Raw genomic sequence first — 14,727 nt, 5'->3', positions numbered from 1 at the left:
GGGGAGTGGCTCGGCGGCCAGGGGGTCTTCGCGGCCGGGGTCGCCCTGCTCGGGCTGTCGTACCTCGCGATCGTCACCGCCCCCGGCATCAGGCGGGTGGCGGCGTGACCGGCCACAGGTCGGCGACGATCGCCGCGGTGTGCTTGCCGAGCCCGAGGCGGATCGCCGCGCGCAGGTCGTCGGGGGTGTCGACGTCGCGCCTGACCGAGTCGATGCCCGGCACGCACAACTCCTTGGCGCCCACGGCCAGGTGCTTGGCCCGCGACTCCCCGCCGAAGCGCGGCGTGAACGGCCGGCCGGGCAGCACCCCGTAGAACGTCGTGCCGACGTCGAGCGCGTCCGGCACGAACGACTGGTCGAACTCCGCCGCCGCCTCCAGCGCGCGCCCCAGCTCGGCCGGCCGCAGGGCGGGCAGGTCGGCCTGCAGCGCGCCCACCGCGTCGCCCGGCGCCAGGCGTACGGCATGGGCGGCGCCCGTGCGCAGCGCGGTGTTGAGCCCGCGGTCGGGGTCGGGCACGACGTCGGCCCCCAGCGCGGCCAGCGGCCCGGCGGCGGCGGGATCGGCCGTCACCACGACCACCCGGGCGACCAGCGGGCACGAGAGCGCCGCGGCCACGGTGTCGCAGGCCACGGCCACGGCCAGCCGCGTGCGGTGGGGCCCCGTCGCGGCGGCCAGCCGGGTCTTCGCCGCGACCAGCGTCTTCACCGGAATGACCAGGGACCAGCGGATGCTCATAGGGTAAGCATCCCGCCTCGACATCTCCTCCGGCCAACCGGGAGACTTGGGGCGCATCCCGTACGTGTTGGAGGAGACCATGAGCCGCCCCACGAGACCGTCGCGTTTCTGGGAAACCCTGGCAGTCGTTGTGGTGAAGCCCCTGTCCTGGCTCCTGGTCAAGAAAGACTGGCGACACGGCGAGCGCATCCCGCGCACCGGCGGCGTCATCATCGCCGCCAACCACCTGTCGTGGACCGATCCGGTGCTGCTGTCGCACTTCCTGTACAACCACGGCCGCTGGCCGGTGATCCTGGCCAAGTCGGCGCTGTTCAAGGTGCCGCTCCTGGGCAAGGCCGTGAGCAGCCTGCTCGCCATCCCGGTCGACCGGGGCAGCGCCGAGGCGGCCAGGTCGCTGCGCATCTCCTCCGAGCGGCTCGCCGACGGCTGCGCGATCCTGTTCTACCCGGAGGGCACCTGCACCCGCGATCCCGGCCTGTGGCCCATGGTGGGCAAGACCGGCGCGGCCCGGCTGGCGCTGGAGAGCGGCACACAGGTCATCCCGGTGGCTCATTGGGGAGCACACGAACTGCTGCCGTACGGTGAGAAGAGGCCGAGGCTGTTCCCGCGCAAGACCTTCCGGGTGTCGGTGGGGCAGCCGGTCGACCTGTCGAAGTACGCGGGGCAGCCGCCGCACGCAGACGTGCTGCGCGCGGCGACGGCCGACATCATGGCGGCGGTCACCACGCAGCTGGCGGAGCTGCGGGGCGAGAAGGCTCCCGAGACTCCCTACGACCCCGCCGGACGGTGATGGCATGACGAAGGTGGCCGTGTTCGGAACGGGCTCGTGGGGCACCACGTTCGCGATGATCCTGGCGGAGGCCGGCAACGAGGTCACGCTCTGGGGCCGCAGGCGCGAGCTGGTCGAGGTGATCGACCGCGACCACGCCAACCCCGACTACCTGCCCGGTGTGCCGCTGCCGCCCACGCTGCGGGCCACGACCGACCCCGAGCGGGCGCTCGCCGGAGCGGACTTCGTGGTGCTGGCCGTGCCGTCGCAGCGGCTGCGACCCAACCTGGCGGCCTGGCGGCCGTACATCCCGCCGAAGGCCGTGCTGGTCAGCCTGATGAAGGGCATCGAGCTCGGCACGACCAAGCGTATGAGCGAGGTGATCCGCGAGGTCGCCGAGGTGCCCGAGGAGCGGGTCGCGGTCGTCTCCGGGCCCAACCTGGCCCAGGAGCTCGCCCACCGCCAGCCGGCCGCCACCGTGGTCGCCTGCACCGACATCGCGGTCGCCGAACGTTTCCAGGCCATCTGCCACCTGCCGCCGTGGTTCCGCCCGTACACCAATCCCGACGTCGTCGGGGTCGAGCTGGGCGGCGCGGTGAAGAACGTGATCGCGCTGGCCGTGGGCGTCTCGGCGGGTATGGGCATGGGCGACAACGTCAGCGCCATGCTCATCACCAGGGGCCTGGCCGAGATCTCCCGGCTGGGTGCGGCGCTCGGGGCCGACCCCCACACGTTCGCGGGCCTGGCCGGCATGGGCGACCTCGTGGCGACGTGCACGTCACCGCTGTCGCGCAACCGTACGTTCGGGGAGAACCTCGGCAGGGGCATGACGTTCGACGAGGTCGTCGCGGCCACCAAGCAGACCGCCGAGGGAGTGAAGTCCTGCGAGTCGGTGCTGGAGCTGGCCAGGAAACACGACGTCGAGATGCCGATCACCGAGGTCGTCGTCGGGGTGGTCCACGACGGCATGTCGCCGTCCGAGGCCGGCATGCTGCTCATGTCCCGCTCGCCGAAACCCGAGAGGTACGGTGTCTGACCCGCTCTGCCTGCGGAAATATCGCAATACGGCGTGCTCGTCTCGCCGTGCCAGGGCCGTCCCGGTAGATTCGGACACCATGAGCAAGCCACGTGTCGCCGTCGTTTTCGGGGGTCGCAATTCCGAGCACGCCGTGTCCCTGATGGGTGCGGGCAGCGTGCTGGACGCGATCGACAGGACCAAGTACGAGGTGATCCCCATCGGGATCGCCCAGGACGGCAGGTGGGTGCTGGCCGCTTCCGACCAGCGGTACGCCATCGAGGGCGGTGAGCTCCCCGCCGTCGACACCAGCGGCGCGGCGCTGGCGCTCCCCACGGACGGCAGCTCGCTGGTGGCCTACGACCCCGGCAGCATCCCCGTGGAGCTCGGCTCCGTCGACGTGGTCTTCCCCGTGATGCACGGGCCGTTCGCCGAGGACGGCACGATCCAGGGCTTGCTCGAGATGGCCGGCGTGCGGTATGTCGGCTCCGGCGTGCTGGCCAGCGCCGTGGGCATGGACAAGGCGTACATGAAGACCGTGCTGGCCGCCGCCGGGCTGCCGACGGGCGCTTACGTCGTCGTCCGCGACCGCGACTGGCGGCTCAACCGCGAGTGCGTGCTCAAGGAGGCCGAGCAGCTCGGCTACCCGGTGTTCGTCAAGCCGGCCAGGGCGGGCTCGTCGCAGGGCATCTCCAAGGCCCACGACCGGGCGAGCCTGGAGGAGGCCGTGGAGTTCGCCCGTCGACACGACCCCAAGGTGCTCATCGAGGCCGCCATCGCCGGCCGCGAGATCGAGTGCGCGGTGCTGCAGTCGCTCGGCGACGAGCCGGCCGCCGCGTCGCTGCCCGGCGAGGTGCGGGTCGAGGGCGGCCAGGAGTTCTTCGACTTCGAGGCGAAGTACTACCCCGACCAGATGTCGCTCACCGTGCCCGCCGACATCCCGCAGGAGACCGGCGAGGAGCTGCGGGCGATGGCCGTGCGGGCGTTCGAGGCCCTGGAGTGCGAGGGGCTCGCGCGGGTCGACTTCTTCTACACGCCCGACGGCAGGCTGATCCTCAACGAGATCAACACGATGCCCGGCTTCACGTCGCTGTCGGTGGCGCCGCAGCTGTGGGCGGCCTCCGGGCTGTCGTACCCGGCGCTGGTCGACCGGCTCGTCCAGCTCGCCCTGTCGCGCTCACCCGGGCTGCGCTGAGACCTGGGCGATCGGCTTCGACAGGTCGGCCAGCACCTCCGCGGCCACGTGCTCGCCGCCGACCGTGACCTCGATGTAGGCCGGATCGGTCACGGCGGTGAACAACGTGGGCCTGTCGGGATCGGCGAACCAGCCCACGCCGCCGATCTCCTGGAGCTGGTCGGTGGGCGCCATCCTGACCGGGCGGGGCACGCCGCAGCGCAGCGCGATGGCGCCGGAGCCCCAGACGGCGACGTACGGCGACTCGGGCTCCGAGGGGCTTCGCTCGTCGCCGTCGAGCGTCTCGGGCAGCAAAGTGGCGAGCTTGGCGCAGGCCGCCACCGCCTCGCCCTGCGGGACGGGCGGCTCCACGCGTACGGTGCCGCAACCGGCGAGGGTCAAGAGCATGAGCAGCGCGGCTGCGGCACGCATGCGAACGACCCTCAAATGTGAACGATCGGACACGTAAGAGTACGTGTGATGCCCTGCACGGCCTGGATCTGGGCGACGACGAGTTTGCCGAGCTCGTCGACGTTGTTGGCCTCAGCGCGCACGATCACGTCGTAGGGCCCCGTCACGTCCTCGGCCTGGGTCACTCCGGGGATCCCGGCGATCTCCTGGGCCACGGCGGCAGCCTTGCCGACCTCGGTCTGGATAAGGATGTAGGCCTGCACCATCACGTCCTCCCCGGGCGATTGGATCACGCCGAAGGGCCACCGTACCCTGTGTGCGTCAGGAGGTGCGCCATCACAGTCGGAGATCTCGGCGAATTCGGTGTGGTAAATCGTATTACCGCACGTCTGCCCCAGGGAGCGGCGGTAATCCTCGGCCCCGGAGACGACGCCGCCGTCATGAGCGCGCCCGACGGGCGTGTGGTCGTCTCGACGGACCTGCTGCTGGAGGGCAGGCACTTCCGCCGCGACTGGTCCGGCGGGTACGACGTGGGCCGCAAGGCCGCCGCTCAGAACCTCGCCGACGTGGCCGCCATGGGCGCGACGCCGACGTCCATCGTGGTGGGGCTCGGCATTCCGGCCGACCTGCCCCTCGACTGGCTCGACGCGCTGACCGACGGGTTCCGTGACGAGTGCGCGACGGTGGGCGCGAGCGTGGCCGGTGGCGACGTGACCCGCTGTGACCTGGTGGTCCTCGGGGTGACCGCCCTGGGCGACCTGAACGGGCGCGCTCCGGTGCGGCGGTCGGGCGCGCGGCCCGGCCAGGTGGTGGCGGTCGCGGGGCGGCTGGGATACGCCGCCGCCGGGTGGGCCCTGCTGGAGGCGGGCGTCCCGGCCGACGGCCCCGCGCTGAGGGAGGCCGTGGCGGGCCACCGCAGGCCCTGCCCTCCGTACGCGATGGGGCCCGTGGCGGCCGAGCTGGGCGCCACGGCGATGCTGGACGTCAGCGACGGGCTGCTGCAGGACCTCGGCCACGTCGCCGAGGCCAGCGGGGTGCGGGTCGAGCTCGATCCTGAGGCGTTCGCCGTGGCGGAGCCGGTGGCGGCGGCGGCCAAGGAACTCGGGGCCGATCCGCTGGAGTGGGTGCTCACCGGAGGCGAGGACCACGCGCTGGCCGCGGTGTTCCCCGCCGACGTGCGTCTTCCCGCGGCGTGGCGGGTCGTGGGGCGGGTGAGCGAGGGCGAGGGTGTCGTGGTGCGCGGCCGGGAGATCGGGCGGCGCGGGTGGGATCACTTTCAGTGATTTGTTATCCCGATTTGAGTGATAATTTCCCGATTTGGGGTAGCACTGCCGGGATTATTGTGACAGCGGCGTAGTAAAGGTGTTATGAAGATTGGCGGCCACGGTAACCGGAAGAAAGGGCAACCATGGGCCGCCGTCACGGCAGAGGTGGATCCGACGACGGGGACGAGTGGGGGAAGAGCGCATTCTGGGGTCCTGACGAGCAGGCCGAGCCGCCGGGTTGGCCGTCGTTGCCGGACCAGCCCGAGGTGACGGGCCAGTGGGCCCCCATGCCCCGGCGCGCCGACGCGCCGCAGCCCCCGCCGCAGTCGGAGCCGTACGAGACCACCGGCGCCTTCGCGCTGCCCGGTGATCCCGCCTTCCCTCCGGCCGGCGGCGCGGGAGGCTTCCCTCCGGGAGTGCCGGAGGGGGCCGGGCCTTTCGAGACGACCGGCGCCTTCGCCCGTCCGCCGGAGTGGGACGCGCCGCAGAACCAGCCCTCCGGTCCGCCCGACCGTCCCGGCCCGTCCACGGGCCCCTTCGACAGGTCTTTCGACGGGCCGGACACCGGGGACTTCTTCCCCGTGTCCGCCGACCGGACGGCCGTCTTCGGCGGCGGCGCTGACGGGAGGGACACGTTCGACGGCGACCGCACCGCCAGGTTCGACGCGCCACCCGAGCAAGGCGACGGTACGGCCAGGTTCGACGCGCCGTACGCCGGGCCGCCCGAGCCCGGCGACGTCAAGGTGGCCGGCTCGCCGACGCCCGCGCCGGCCCCGGCCTGGGCGAACGCCGAGACCGGCTTCCTCGACTCCGGCTGGTCGGGAGACTCCGGCCACGACGAGCCCAGGAGCCGCCGCGGCCGCCGCAAACGCGGCGACGACGACGTGCTGGCCGCCCCGGAGGGCGCCGGCAAGGGCCGGATGGCGCTGCTGTCCGTGGCCGCCGTCGCCGTCGTGCTGGGCGGCACCGTGGCGGGCGTCTCGTTCATCAGCTCGCCCGGCGACCCGGCCGCGTGTGAGGGCACGTCCTGCGCGGCCGTGCAGGAATCCGCCGGGCAGCCGGCTCCCGAGGTCGCCGGCCCGGTAGAGGAGGAGTCCGAGACGGTGCCGGACGAGGAGCCCGTGCAGGACGAGGAGTCCGCCGCGCCCGAGACCCCCACGCCGACCGCCGGCTCGAACGTCAGCCCTCCGCGCCGCACGGCCTCGGCCGCGCCCACGAGGACGAAGGCCCAGAGCCCGTCGGGCGCCACGCAGGACGAGCCGCCCCCCGACGTGCCGGTCGAGGAGGTGGAGGAGACGCCGGAGACGCCGAGGCAGGAGGTCTCCGTGCTGGACGACGCCGTCACCGACACGCTTCCGAGAACCGAGCGCGCGCCTACGCCCGCCGACACGGGAACGCCGGACCTGCCGCAACCCCAGCAGTCACAACAACAGCCACGGCAGCCTCAGCAGCTGGCGCCCGGCGGCTCCGTCGACGTCGAGCAGTCCATCAGCCAGCGCCCGGCCTCGTACAAGGCCGAGCTGACGGTCTCGAACACCTCCGCGAGGACGCTGCAGAGCGCCACGGTCTCCATGCCGGTGAACGGCAGGGTCGTGGACGTGGACGGCGCCGACTGGACGCAGGACGGTGACCTGCTGATCCTCGACGTGGAGACCCCGCTGCCGGCCGGGCAGTCGGTGGACGTGTCGTTCACGGCGCTCGGCAAGGGCACCAAGGCGCAGAACTGCGGGCTCGTCACCGGGGAGTGCGTCGTCACCTGAATGGTTGGATGGGGGACATGACGGTTTTGACCCCTCCACGTGTGCTGACCGTCGCCGGCTCCGACTCCGGCGGCGGCGCGGGCATCCAGGCCGATCTGAAGACGATGCTCGCCATGGGCGTCCACGGCATGAGCGTCATCGCCGCGGTGACGGCCCAGAACTCACTCGGCGTCCAGGGCTATTGGGAGCTGCCGCCCGAGGCCGTACAGGCTCAGCTCGACTCCGTGCTCGGCGACATCGGGGCGCAGGCGGTGAAGACCGGCATGCTGGCCTCGCCCGTGCTGGTGGAGACGGTGGCGCGGGTGCTCGGCCGGTACGCCGCACCGCTCGTCGTGGACCCCGTCGGGGTCTCCAAGCACGGCGACTCGCTGCTCGCACCCGAGGCCGTCGAGACGATGCGGACCAGGCTGCTGCCCGTGGCCACCGTGGTGACCCCGAACCTGTGGGAGGTGGAGCAGCTCACCTCCGTGAAGGTGGAGGACGAGAGCGGGCTCAGGAGGGCCGCGGACGCCGTCCTGGAGCTCGGCCCCACCTGGGCGCTGATCAAGGGCGGCCACCTGCCGGGAGCGCCGGTGGACCTGCTCACCGACGGCACCGACGAATACCGCTTCACCGCCGAGCGCCTGGACAACCGCCACACCCACGGCACGGGCTGCACGCTCGCCTCGGCCATCGCCTCCCGCCTCGCCCTGGGCGACGACGTGCCGGCAGCGGTGGGCGCGGCCAAGGAGTACGTGACGGGCGCCATCGCCCGCGGCTTCCCCCTCGGCTCCGGCATCGGCCCCGTGGACCACGCCTGGCGCTGGCGCTGACCCCGGACACGGCGAAAGCCCGCCGCTCCCCAGGAGTGGCGGGCTTTCGCGGACGTGGAATTTAGCGGGTGACCTTGCCCGCCTTGATGCACGACGTGCACACGTTCAGCTTCTTCGGCGTGCCACCGACGACCGCACGAACCGTCTGAATGTTGGGGTTCCAACGACGGCGGGTGCGGCGGTGGGAGTGGGACACGTTGTTGCCGAACGTCGGCCCCTTGCGGCAGACATCGCAGACGGAAGCCACGGTATCGCTCCTTAAAACAGTCGATGTAGCCCTGTCCGCTGATGTTTCCGGGCGGAGGGCATGCCGGGACAACCGGCCAGCCAGACGAGAATATCCGATCCACACCTGTGGACGCGAACCAGAGCATCTGGACCGGACCAGGACGTCGGTATTCTCCAGCGGCAACGCTAGCGCATCCGGGGAGTCCTGGACGCCTCGCCCGGCGACGCCCCGGCGGCGTCATCGAGGATTCCTGTCGGCCGCAGGCGGTAGAACTAAATGCCGTGAGCCGTTTCGACGAGCCTCTGACGAAGGCGCTCGACCCGAAGACCGCCAAGCTGCTGCACAGCGTGCTCGACCTGGAGACGGTCGGCGACCTGCTGCGCCACTACCCGCGCCGCTACGCCGAGCGCGGCGAGCTGACCACGCTCGACGCGCTGGAGGTCGACGAGCACGTCACCGTGGTCGGCGAGGTCAGCAGGCTGATGCGCAAGCCCATGCGCAACCGCGGCGGCACCTGGCTGGAGGCCGAGGTCGTCGACGGCAACGGCAACCGGCTCTACCTGGCGTTCTTCGGCAAGGGCTCCCACGCGGCCGAGTCGCGGCTCAAGCCGGGCCGGCGCGGCATGTTCGCCGGCAAGGTCGGGCTGTTCGGCTCGCGCGGCAAGCCCCGCTGGCAGCTCGCCCACCCGGAGTTCGAGCTGTTCGAGGAGAGCGAGGCGAGCGCCGAGGAGTTCGCGGCGGCGCCGGTGCCGATCTACCCGGCCGGCAAAGACCTGACGCCGTGGGCGATCAGGCGCGCTGTCGGTGTGGTCCTCGACACACTCGGGCCGCTCGACGACCCGCTGCCCGCCGCCCTGCGGGCCCGTCACGGCCTGCAGGATCTGGGCGAGGCGCTGGTCGCCATCCACCGGCCGAAGGACTTCGCCGAGGTGGGCCGGGCGCGCAAGCGGCTGAAGTTCGACGAGGCGTTCGTGCTGCAGTCCGTGCTGCTGCAGCGGCGCCAGGCCGCGACCGCCTGGCCGGCCAAGCCGCGACCGAGGCGCTCCGACGGCATGCTCTCCGACTTCGACGAGCGGCTGCCGTTCGCGCTCACCGAGGGGCAGGCCGCGGTCGGCGAGGAGATCGCCGCCGACCTGGCGCTCGAACACCCGATGCACCGCCTGCTGCAGGGCGAGGTCGGCGCGGGCAAGACCGTGGTGGCGCTGCGCGCGATGCTCCAGGTGGTCGACGCAGGGGGGCAGGCCGCGCTGCTCGCCCCCACCGAGGTGCTGGCCCAGCAGCACCACCGCTCGATCGGCGCCATGCTCGGAGACCTGGCGCAGGGCGGGATGTTCGGCGGCACCGCGGTCACGCTGCTGACCGGCTCGATGGGCGCCGCCGCCCGCCGCGCGGCCCTGCTCGACGTGGCCTCCGGTACGGCCGGCATCGTCGTCGGCACCCACGCCCTGCTGCAGGAGCACGTCCAGTTCGCCGATCTGGGGCTGGTCGTGGTCGACGAGCAGCACCGCTTCGGCGTCGAGCAGCGTGACGCCCTGCGCGAGAAGGCCGGTCAGTCCCGTCCCCACGTCCTCGTCATGACGGCCACCCCGATCCCGCGCACGGTCGCGATGACCGTCTTCGGCGACCTGGAGGTCTCGACGCTGTCGCAGCTGCCGTCGGGCCGGGCGCCCATCACGACCCACGTCGTCCCGGCCGCCGAGAAGCCGCACTACCTGGAGCGCACGTGGCAGCGGGTGCGCGAGGAGGTGGCGCTGGGCCGTCAGGCGTACATCGTGTGCCCGCGCATCGGCGACCTGGAGGGCGACGAGGGCGACCTGCAGGTCGCGGAAGCGGGCGCCTCCGGCGACGAGCGACGGCCGCCGCTCGCCGTCCTCGACGTGGCCGACCTGCTCGCCCAGGGCCCCTTCCACGACCTGCGCATGGGCACGCTGCACGGCAAGCTGCCGCCCGAGGAGAAGGACGCCGTCATGCGGGCGTTCACGCGGGGTGAGATCGACGTGCTGGTGGCCACCACGGTCATCGAGGTCGGGGTCGACGTGCCCAACTCCTCCGTCATGATCATCATGGACGCCGACCGCTTCGGCGTCTCCCAGCTCCACCAGCTCCGTGGCCGCGTCGGCCGGGGCGGGCTGCCGGGCCTGTGCCTGCTGGTCAGCGACTTTCCCGAGGGCACCCCGGCCCGCGCCCGGCTCGACGCGGTGGCGGCCACCCTCGACGGGTTCGAGCTGTCGCGGGTCGACCTGGAGCAGCGGCGCGAGGGCGACGTGCTGGGGGCGGCGCAGTCGGGCAAGCGGTCGTCGCTGAAGCTGCTGCAGCTGCTGCGCGACGAAGAGGTGATCGCCACGGCCCGCGAGGAGGCGGCGAGGCTGCTGGAGAGCGATCCCGAGCTGCGGGCGCACGACGCGCTGCGCGCCGAGATCGACCGGCTGCTGGCCGACGAGCGCGCCGAATACCTGGAGAAGACCTGAAAGCGGCTTGAGGCGAGGGCGCGGGGCCTGGGAGCGCTTGAGGCGAGGGCGCCGGAGAGCCGGCGGAGAGCTGATCGAAAAGACGAACCCAGCCGCGGGGACGGCCTCCCCCCGAATGCCGTCCCCGGCTGGGCCCACCCTCGGGTCAGGTGCCGAGGGAACCGGCGTGCGGAAGGGCTCACGATCACGCCGGTCGGCCTTCACGTGGGTCATCTCGAAGGCCGCAGACTCATCTTGCGTGGCTCACCGGCCGATGTGAATCACCCTTGCGCAGTCGAGGCAGACACTTGTCCACTCTTGACCTGCGTGACCATGCGGAACAATGGGTCACATGACGCGGATCATCGCAGGCGCGGCCGGTGGGCGCCGATTGGCCGTCCCGCCGGGGCGCGGCACGAGACCGACCAGTGACAGGGCCCGGGAAGGCATCTTCTTGACGCTCGACTCCCTGTACGGCCTGCGCGACGCCCGCGTACTCGACCTGTACGCCGGATCGGGCGCGATCGGCCTGGAGGCCCTGTCGCGGGGCGCGGCCGAAGCCGTGCTGGTGGAGTCCGACACCAAGGCCGTCCGCACGATCAAGGAGAACATCCGGTCGCTCGGCCTCGACGGCGCTCGTCTGGTGGCCGACAAGGTGGAGCGGGTGCTCGGCAAGGAGCCCGAAGAGCCGTACGACATCGTGTTCGCCGATCCGCCGTACGTGATGGCGGACAGCGAGGTCGCGGCGACTTTGGCGCTTTTGCGCGACAACGGCTGGCTGGTTGACGGGGGCCTGGTGGCGTTCGAGAGGGAAAGCAGGGGAATGCCCCTGATGTGGCCCGAAGGGTACGTTGAGGAGAGGGTCCGTCGTTATGGCGAAGCATCCGTTTGGTACGGTCGCGCCGCCGGGAACCCGTAGACCTGGGAGGCGTCTTGCGCCGCGTAGTCTGCCCGGGGTCGTTCGACCCCATCACGAATGGCCACCTCGACATCATCGGCCGAGCCGCACGGCTCTATGACGAGGTGACCGTGGCGGTCCTCATCAACGTCGAGAAAAGCAGTCTGTTCACAGTCGATGAACGGATCGAGGTCCTGCGGACCGTCACCAAGGACTTCCCGAACGTCAACGTACGCAAATTCCACGGCCTTCTCGTCGATTTCTGCAGGCAGAACGACATTCCGGCCATCGTCAAAGGCATCAGGGTCGTCAGCGATTTCGACTACGAGCTCCAGATGGCCCAGCTCAACTACCGTCTGTCGGGCGTGGAGACGTTGTTCATGCCGACCAATCCCGAATACTCTTTCCTGTCCTCCTCGCGGGTGAAGGAGATCGCCCGCTACGGCGGCGACGTCTCGGGGCTGGTGCCCGACCTCGTCCACAAGCTGCTCATCGAGCGGCTCAGGGGCTGACCGCGACCTGCTATCCTTTGATTTCGGCCTTGTACGACGGCGAGATTTTCGCCATGCCTAGCGAGAGCAGGATGACTCAGCACCTCGACCCCCGCTCCCCTTGGGTGATCTCCACTCACGACCTGGGAAAGCGGCCGGGCACGATGCGGCAGATGTCCCTGGTCCTCCCGGCACCGGTGGAACTCGGCGTCGACATGATCGGCGTCCCCAAAGACGCCGAAGTCGAGCTGGATCTCCGGCTCGAAGCGGTGATGGAAGGCGTGCTCGTCTCGGGCACGGCGCGGGCCCCCCTCGCGGGGGAGTGCGCGCGGTGCCTCGACCCGGTCTCCTCCGAGATCGAGGTCGGCCTGCAGGAGCTGTTCTTCTACTCCGACGAGGACGCCTCGGAGGAGGATTCACTGCTCGACGGAGAGCTGCTCGACCTCGAGCCGACGTTCCGCGACGCGGTGGTGCTCGCACTGCCGCTGAGCCCCGTCTGCCGTGAGGACTGCGAGGGGCTCTGCGTGGAGTGCGGAGTCAAGCTGGCGGAGGCCGGCGCCGACCATCGGCACGAGAAGATCGACGCCCGCTGGGCGTCGTTGCAAGGTCTGATTACCGACACAGATAACGATCAGGAGAAGTGACGTGGCCGTCCCGAAGCGAAAGATGTCGCGGAGCAACACCCGCGCCCGTCGCTCCCAGTGGAAGACGACTGCCGTCGCCCTGGTGAGCTGCCCGCAGTGCCGGTCGCCCAAGCAGCCGCACATCGCGTGCCCCACCTGCGGCACCTACAACCGTCGTCAGGTCATCGAGCCGTCCGCCTGATCCGCCAGCAGTTGACGTGATGCCGACCGGGTGCCAAAGTGCCTCGGTCGGCGTTACCGTCTCAGATGCGTGCGGCGGCGGTTCGCCCGCGGCCGTGGTGGACGCCGGGGCTACGCGTTACCCCGACGCCCACCACGTTTTCGGGCATCATTCGCAGCCGACGCGCCATGTGAAGATGTCCGAGGAGGAAACACGTGGGCGCAGGTCCTAAGCCGGTGGCCGTGGAGGTCGCCAGAGACGAGCTGGAGCGGGTCCTGTCGGTCGAGCTCGGCCCCGACATCCTGGAGCGGGCGCTGACCCACCGTTCCTACGCGTACGAGAACGGCGGCCTGCCCACCAACGAGCGCCTGGAGTTCCTGGGCGACTCGGTGCTGGGGCTGGTGGTCACCGACACCCTCTACCGCAACCACCCCGACCTGCCGGAGGGCCAGCTCGCGAAGCTGCGTGCCGCCGTGGTCAACATGCGGGCGCTGGCCGACGTGGCCAGGGGGCTCGGGCTGGGCCGGTTCATGCGGCTCGGCAGGGGCGAGGAGGGCACCGGCGGGCGCGACAAGTCGTCGATCCTGGCCGACACCCTTGAGGCGCTCATCGGCGCGATCTACGTCGACAAGGGCCTCGACGAGGCGTTCCGCGTGGTCCACCTGCTGTTCGACCCGCTCATCGTGCGCTCCGCGTCGCTGGGCGCCGGGCTCGACTGGAAGACCTCGCTGCAGGAGCTCACCGCCTCCGAGGCGCTCGGTGTGCCCGAATACCACGTCGAGGAGAGCGGCCCCGACCACGCCAAGTCGTTCACGGCCATGGTGCGCGTCGGCGGCGAGTCCTACGGCTCGGGCAGCGGTCGCAGCAAGAAAGAGGCCGAGCAGCAGGCGGCCGAGGCGGCCTGGACCCGCATCAGGGCCCGCCGCGAGCAGCGCGAGAGTCAGCCGGCCGGCTGACCGTCCCCGCGGCCGGCGGGCGCCGGCCTGACGGTGAGAAATGGGTTGCCCGATGGTGAGGCGACCCATGGTGAGAGGGCGAGGTCCGTAGTGCCGGAACTGCCGGAGGTCGAGGTCGTCAGGCGCGGCCTCGCGCAATGGGTGGTCGGCCGTGAGATCGCCGAGGCGGAGGTGCTGCACCCCCGCGCGATCAGGCGTCACCTGCCCGGCGCCGACGAGTTCGCCGCCCGGCTCAAGGGCCGCGTCGTGCTGTCCGCCGAGCGCCGGGGCAAATACCTGTGGCTGCCGCTGTCGGGCGGCGACGAGGCGCTGCTCGCCCACCTGGGGATGAGCGGGCAGCTGCTGGTCGTCGCCCCGGACTCGCCGCTGGAGAAACATCTGCGCGTACGCCTGCGTTTCGCCGACGGCGGCCCCGACCTGAGGTTCGTCGACCAGCGCACGTTCGGCCATGTCATGCTCACCCCGCTGGTCGGCGGCGTGCCGGCGCCGATCGCCCACATCGCCCCCGACCCGTTCGAGGCGGCGTTCGACGAGGCCGAGTTCACCCGCAGGCTCAGGGCCAGGCGCACGGAGATCAAGCGGGCGCTGCTCGACCAGTCGCTGATCAGCGGCGTCGGCAACATCTACGCCGACGAGGCCCTGTGGATCGCCCGGCTGCACTGGTCGCGCCCGACGCAGACGCTCACCCGGCCGAAGGTGGCCGAGCTGGTCGCCGCCGTGCGCACGGTCATGGGGGCGGCGCTGGAGCAGGGCGGCACCTCGTTCGACAGCCTGTACGTCGACGTCAACGGCGAGAGCGGCTACTTCGAGCGCTCGCTGGAGGTGTACGGCCGCCGCGACCTGCCGTGCTCCCGCTGCGGCACGCCGATCATGCGGGAGGCGTTCATGAACCGGTCGTCCTACTCCTGCCCGCGATGCCAGCGACGGCCGCGCTGAGCGCCGCCAGACCCGCCGCCACCC

17 protein-coding genes are annotated in these 14,727 nt (G+C 71.4%); 13 read left to right on the top strand and 4 right to left on the bottom strand.

Features of this window, described 5'->3' with window-relative positions; genetic code table 11:
* Nucleotides 1-88: 88 nt before the first annotated feature.
* Nucleotides 89-736, bottom strand: coding sequence for a 2-phospho-L-lactate guanylyltransferase (gene cofC, locus E1286_RS39680; protein ID WP_132621258.1), 648 nt, complete (start codon nt 734-736; stop codon nt 89-91).
* 130 nt (nt 737-866) lie between these two features.
* Between cofC and E1286_RS39675 the strand changes: the two genes are divergently transcribed.
* The 3 genes from E1286_RS39675 to E1286_RS39665 all read left to right on the top strand — a co-directional run bounded on the left by E1286_RS39675 (nt 867) and on the right by E1286_RS39665 (nt 3,715).
* Nucleotides 867-1,526: a lysophospholipid acyltransferase family protein gene (locus E1286_RS39675; RefSeq protein WP_246075559.1), complete on the top strand. Its 660-nt coding sequence runs from the start codon at nt 867-869 to the stop codon at nt 1,524-1,526.
* A 4-nt stretch (nt 1,527-1,530) separates the two neighbouring features.
* Nucleotides 1,531-2,541, top strand: coding sequence for an NAD(P)H-dependent glycerol-3-phosphate dehydrogenase (locus tag E1286_RS39670; RefSeq protein WP_132621254.1), 1,011 nt, complete (start codon nt 1,531-1,533; stop codon nt 2,539-2,541).
* A gap of 79 nt (nt 2,542-2,620) precedes the next feature.
* Complete coding sequence (locus E1286_RS39665; RefSeq protein WP_132621252.1) at nt 2,621-3,715, top strand: D-alanine--D-alanine ligase family protein; 1,095 nt, start codon at nt 2,621-2,623, stop codon at nt 3,713-3,715.
* Here E1286_RS39665 and E1286_RS39660 read toward each other — a convergent pair.
* Both E1286_RS39660 and E1286_RS39655 read right to left on the bottom strand, forming a co-directional pair.
* Nucleotides 3,698-4,126 carry a DUF3515 domain-containing protein gene (locus E1286_RS39660; RefSeq protein WP_132621250.1) on the bottom strand — a complete coding sequence of 143 codons (429 nt, stop codon included), beginning with the start codon at nt 4,124-4,126 and terminating at the stop codon, nt 3,698-3,700. The genes E1286_RS39665 and E1286_RS39660 overlap by 18 nt on opposite strands.
* 11 nt (nt 4,127-4,137) lie before the next feature.
* Complete coding sequence (locus tag E1286_RS39655) at nt 4,138-4,371, bottom strand: Lrp/AsnC family transcriptional regulator (protein WP_132621248.1); 234 nt, start codon at nt 4,369-4,371, stop codon at nt 4,138-4,140.
* Between the two features lie 48 nt (nt 4,372-4,419).
* On the opposite strand from E1286_RS39655, the gene E1286_RS39650 reads away from it, so the two are divergent.
* The 3 genes from E1286_RS39650 (at nt 4,420) to thiD (ending at nt 7,942) form a co-directional block, all read left to right on the top strand.
* Nucleotides 4,420-5,388, top strand: a complete 969-nt coding sequence (locus E1286_RS39650) for a thiamine-phosphate kinase (RefSeq protein ID WP_132621246.1) — start codon at nt 4,420-4,422, stop codon at nt 5,386-5,388.
* A 125-nt stretch (nt 5,389-5,513) separates the two neighbouring features.
* Nucleotides 5,514-7,130, top strand: a complete 1,617-nt coding sequence (locus E1286_RS39645) for a hypothetical protein (protein WP_132621244.1) — start codon at nt 5,514-5,516, stop codon at nt 7,128-7,130.
* An 8-nt stretch (nt 7,131-7,138) separates the two neighbouring features.
* Complete coding sequence (thiD, locus tag E1286_RS39640; protein ID WP_132621242.1) at nt 7,139-7,942, top strand: bifunctional hydroxymethylpyrimidine kinase/phosphomethylpyrimidine kinase; 804 nt, start codon at nt 7,139-7,141, stop codon at nt 7,940-7,942.
* Nucleotides 7,943-8,003: 61 nt separating this feature from the next.
* On the opposite strand, the gene rpmB is transcribed toward thiD, so the two are convergent.
* On the bottom strand, nt 8,004-8,189 hold the full coding sequence (gene rpmB / locus E1286_RS39635; protein ID WP_043618345.1) for a 50S ribosomal protein L28: 186 nt from the start codon (nt 8,187-8,189) through the stop codon (nt 8,004-8,006).
* A gap of 263 nt (nt 8,190-8,452) precedes the next feature.
* Between rpmB and recG the strand changes: the two genes are divergently transcribed.
* The 7 genes from recG (at nt 8,453) to mutM (ending at nt 14,703) form a co-directional block, all read left to right on the top strand.
* On the top strand, nt 8,453-10,639 hold the full coding sequence (gene recG, locus E1286_RS39630) for an ATP-dependent DNA helicase RecG (protein ID WP_132621240.1): 2,187 nt from the start codon (nt 8,453-8,455) through the stop codon (nt 10,637-10,639).
* Nucleotides 10,640-10,970: 331 nt separating this feature from the next.
* On the top strand, nt 10,971-11,537 hold the full coding sequence (gene rsmD / locus E1286_RS39625; RefSeq protein ID WP_132621238.1) for a 16S rRNA (guanine(966)-N(2))-methyltransferase RsmD: 567 nt from the start codon (nt 10,971-10,973) through the stop codon (nt 11,535-11,537).
* Between the two features lie 14 nt (nt 11,538-11,551).
* Nucleotides 11,552-12,028 carry a pantetheine-phosphate adenylyltransferase gene (gene coaD, locus E1286_RS39620; RefSeq protein ID WP_132621236.1) on the top strand — a complete coding sequence of 159 codons (477 nt, stop codon included), beginning with the start codon at nt 11,552-11,554 and terminating at the stop codon, nt 12,026-12,028.
* A gap of 53 nt (nt 12,029-12,081) precedes the next feature.
* Entirely contained in the window at nt 12,082-12,651 is a 570-nt protein-coding gene (locus E1286_RS39615; protein WP_425464791.1) for a YceD family protein, read from the top strand.
* A 1-nt stretch (nt 12,652) separates the two neighbouring features.
* Nucleotides 12,653-12,832, top strand: coding sequence for a 50S ribosomal protein L32 (gene rpmF / locus E1286_RS39610; RefSeq protein ID WP_033409409.1), 180 nt, complete (start codon nt 12,653-12,655; stop codon nt 12,830-12,832).
* 215 nt (nt 12,833-13,047) lie between these two features.
* Nucleotides 13,048-13,767, top strand: coding sequence for a ribonuclease III (rnc, locus tag E1286_RS39605; protein ID WP_132621260.1), 720 nt, complete (start codon nt 13,048-13,050; stop codon nt 13,765-13,767).
* A 90-nt stretch (nt 13,768-13,857) separates the two neighbouring features.
* A complete protein-coding gene (gene mutM / locus E1286_RS39600) occupies nt 13,858-14,703 on the top strand; it encodes a bifunctional DNA-formamidopyrimidine glycosylase/DNA-(apurinic or apyrimidinic site) lyase (RefSeq protein ID WP_132621232.1) in 846 nt (281 codons plus the stop codon).
* Nucleotides 14,704-14,727 lie beyond the last annotated feature (24 nt).

The organism is Nonomuraea terrae, assembly GCF_004348995.1.
In the GTDB taxonomy this organism is placed as follows: Bacteria; Actinomycetota; Actinomycetes; order Streptosporangiales; family Streptosporangiaceae; genus Nonomuraea; species Nonomuraea terrae.
The sequence above is the reverse complement of the archived record's forward strand: the minus strand, read 5'-3'. Positions and strand labels throughout refer to the sequence as shown.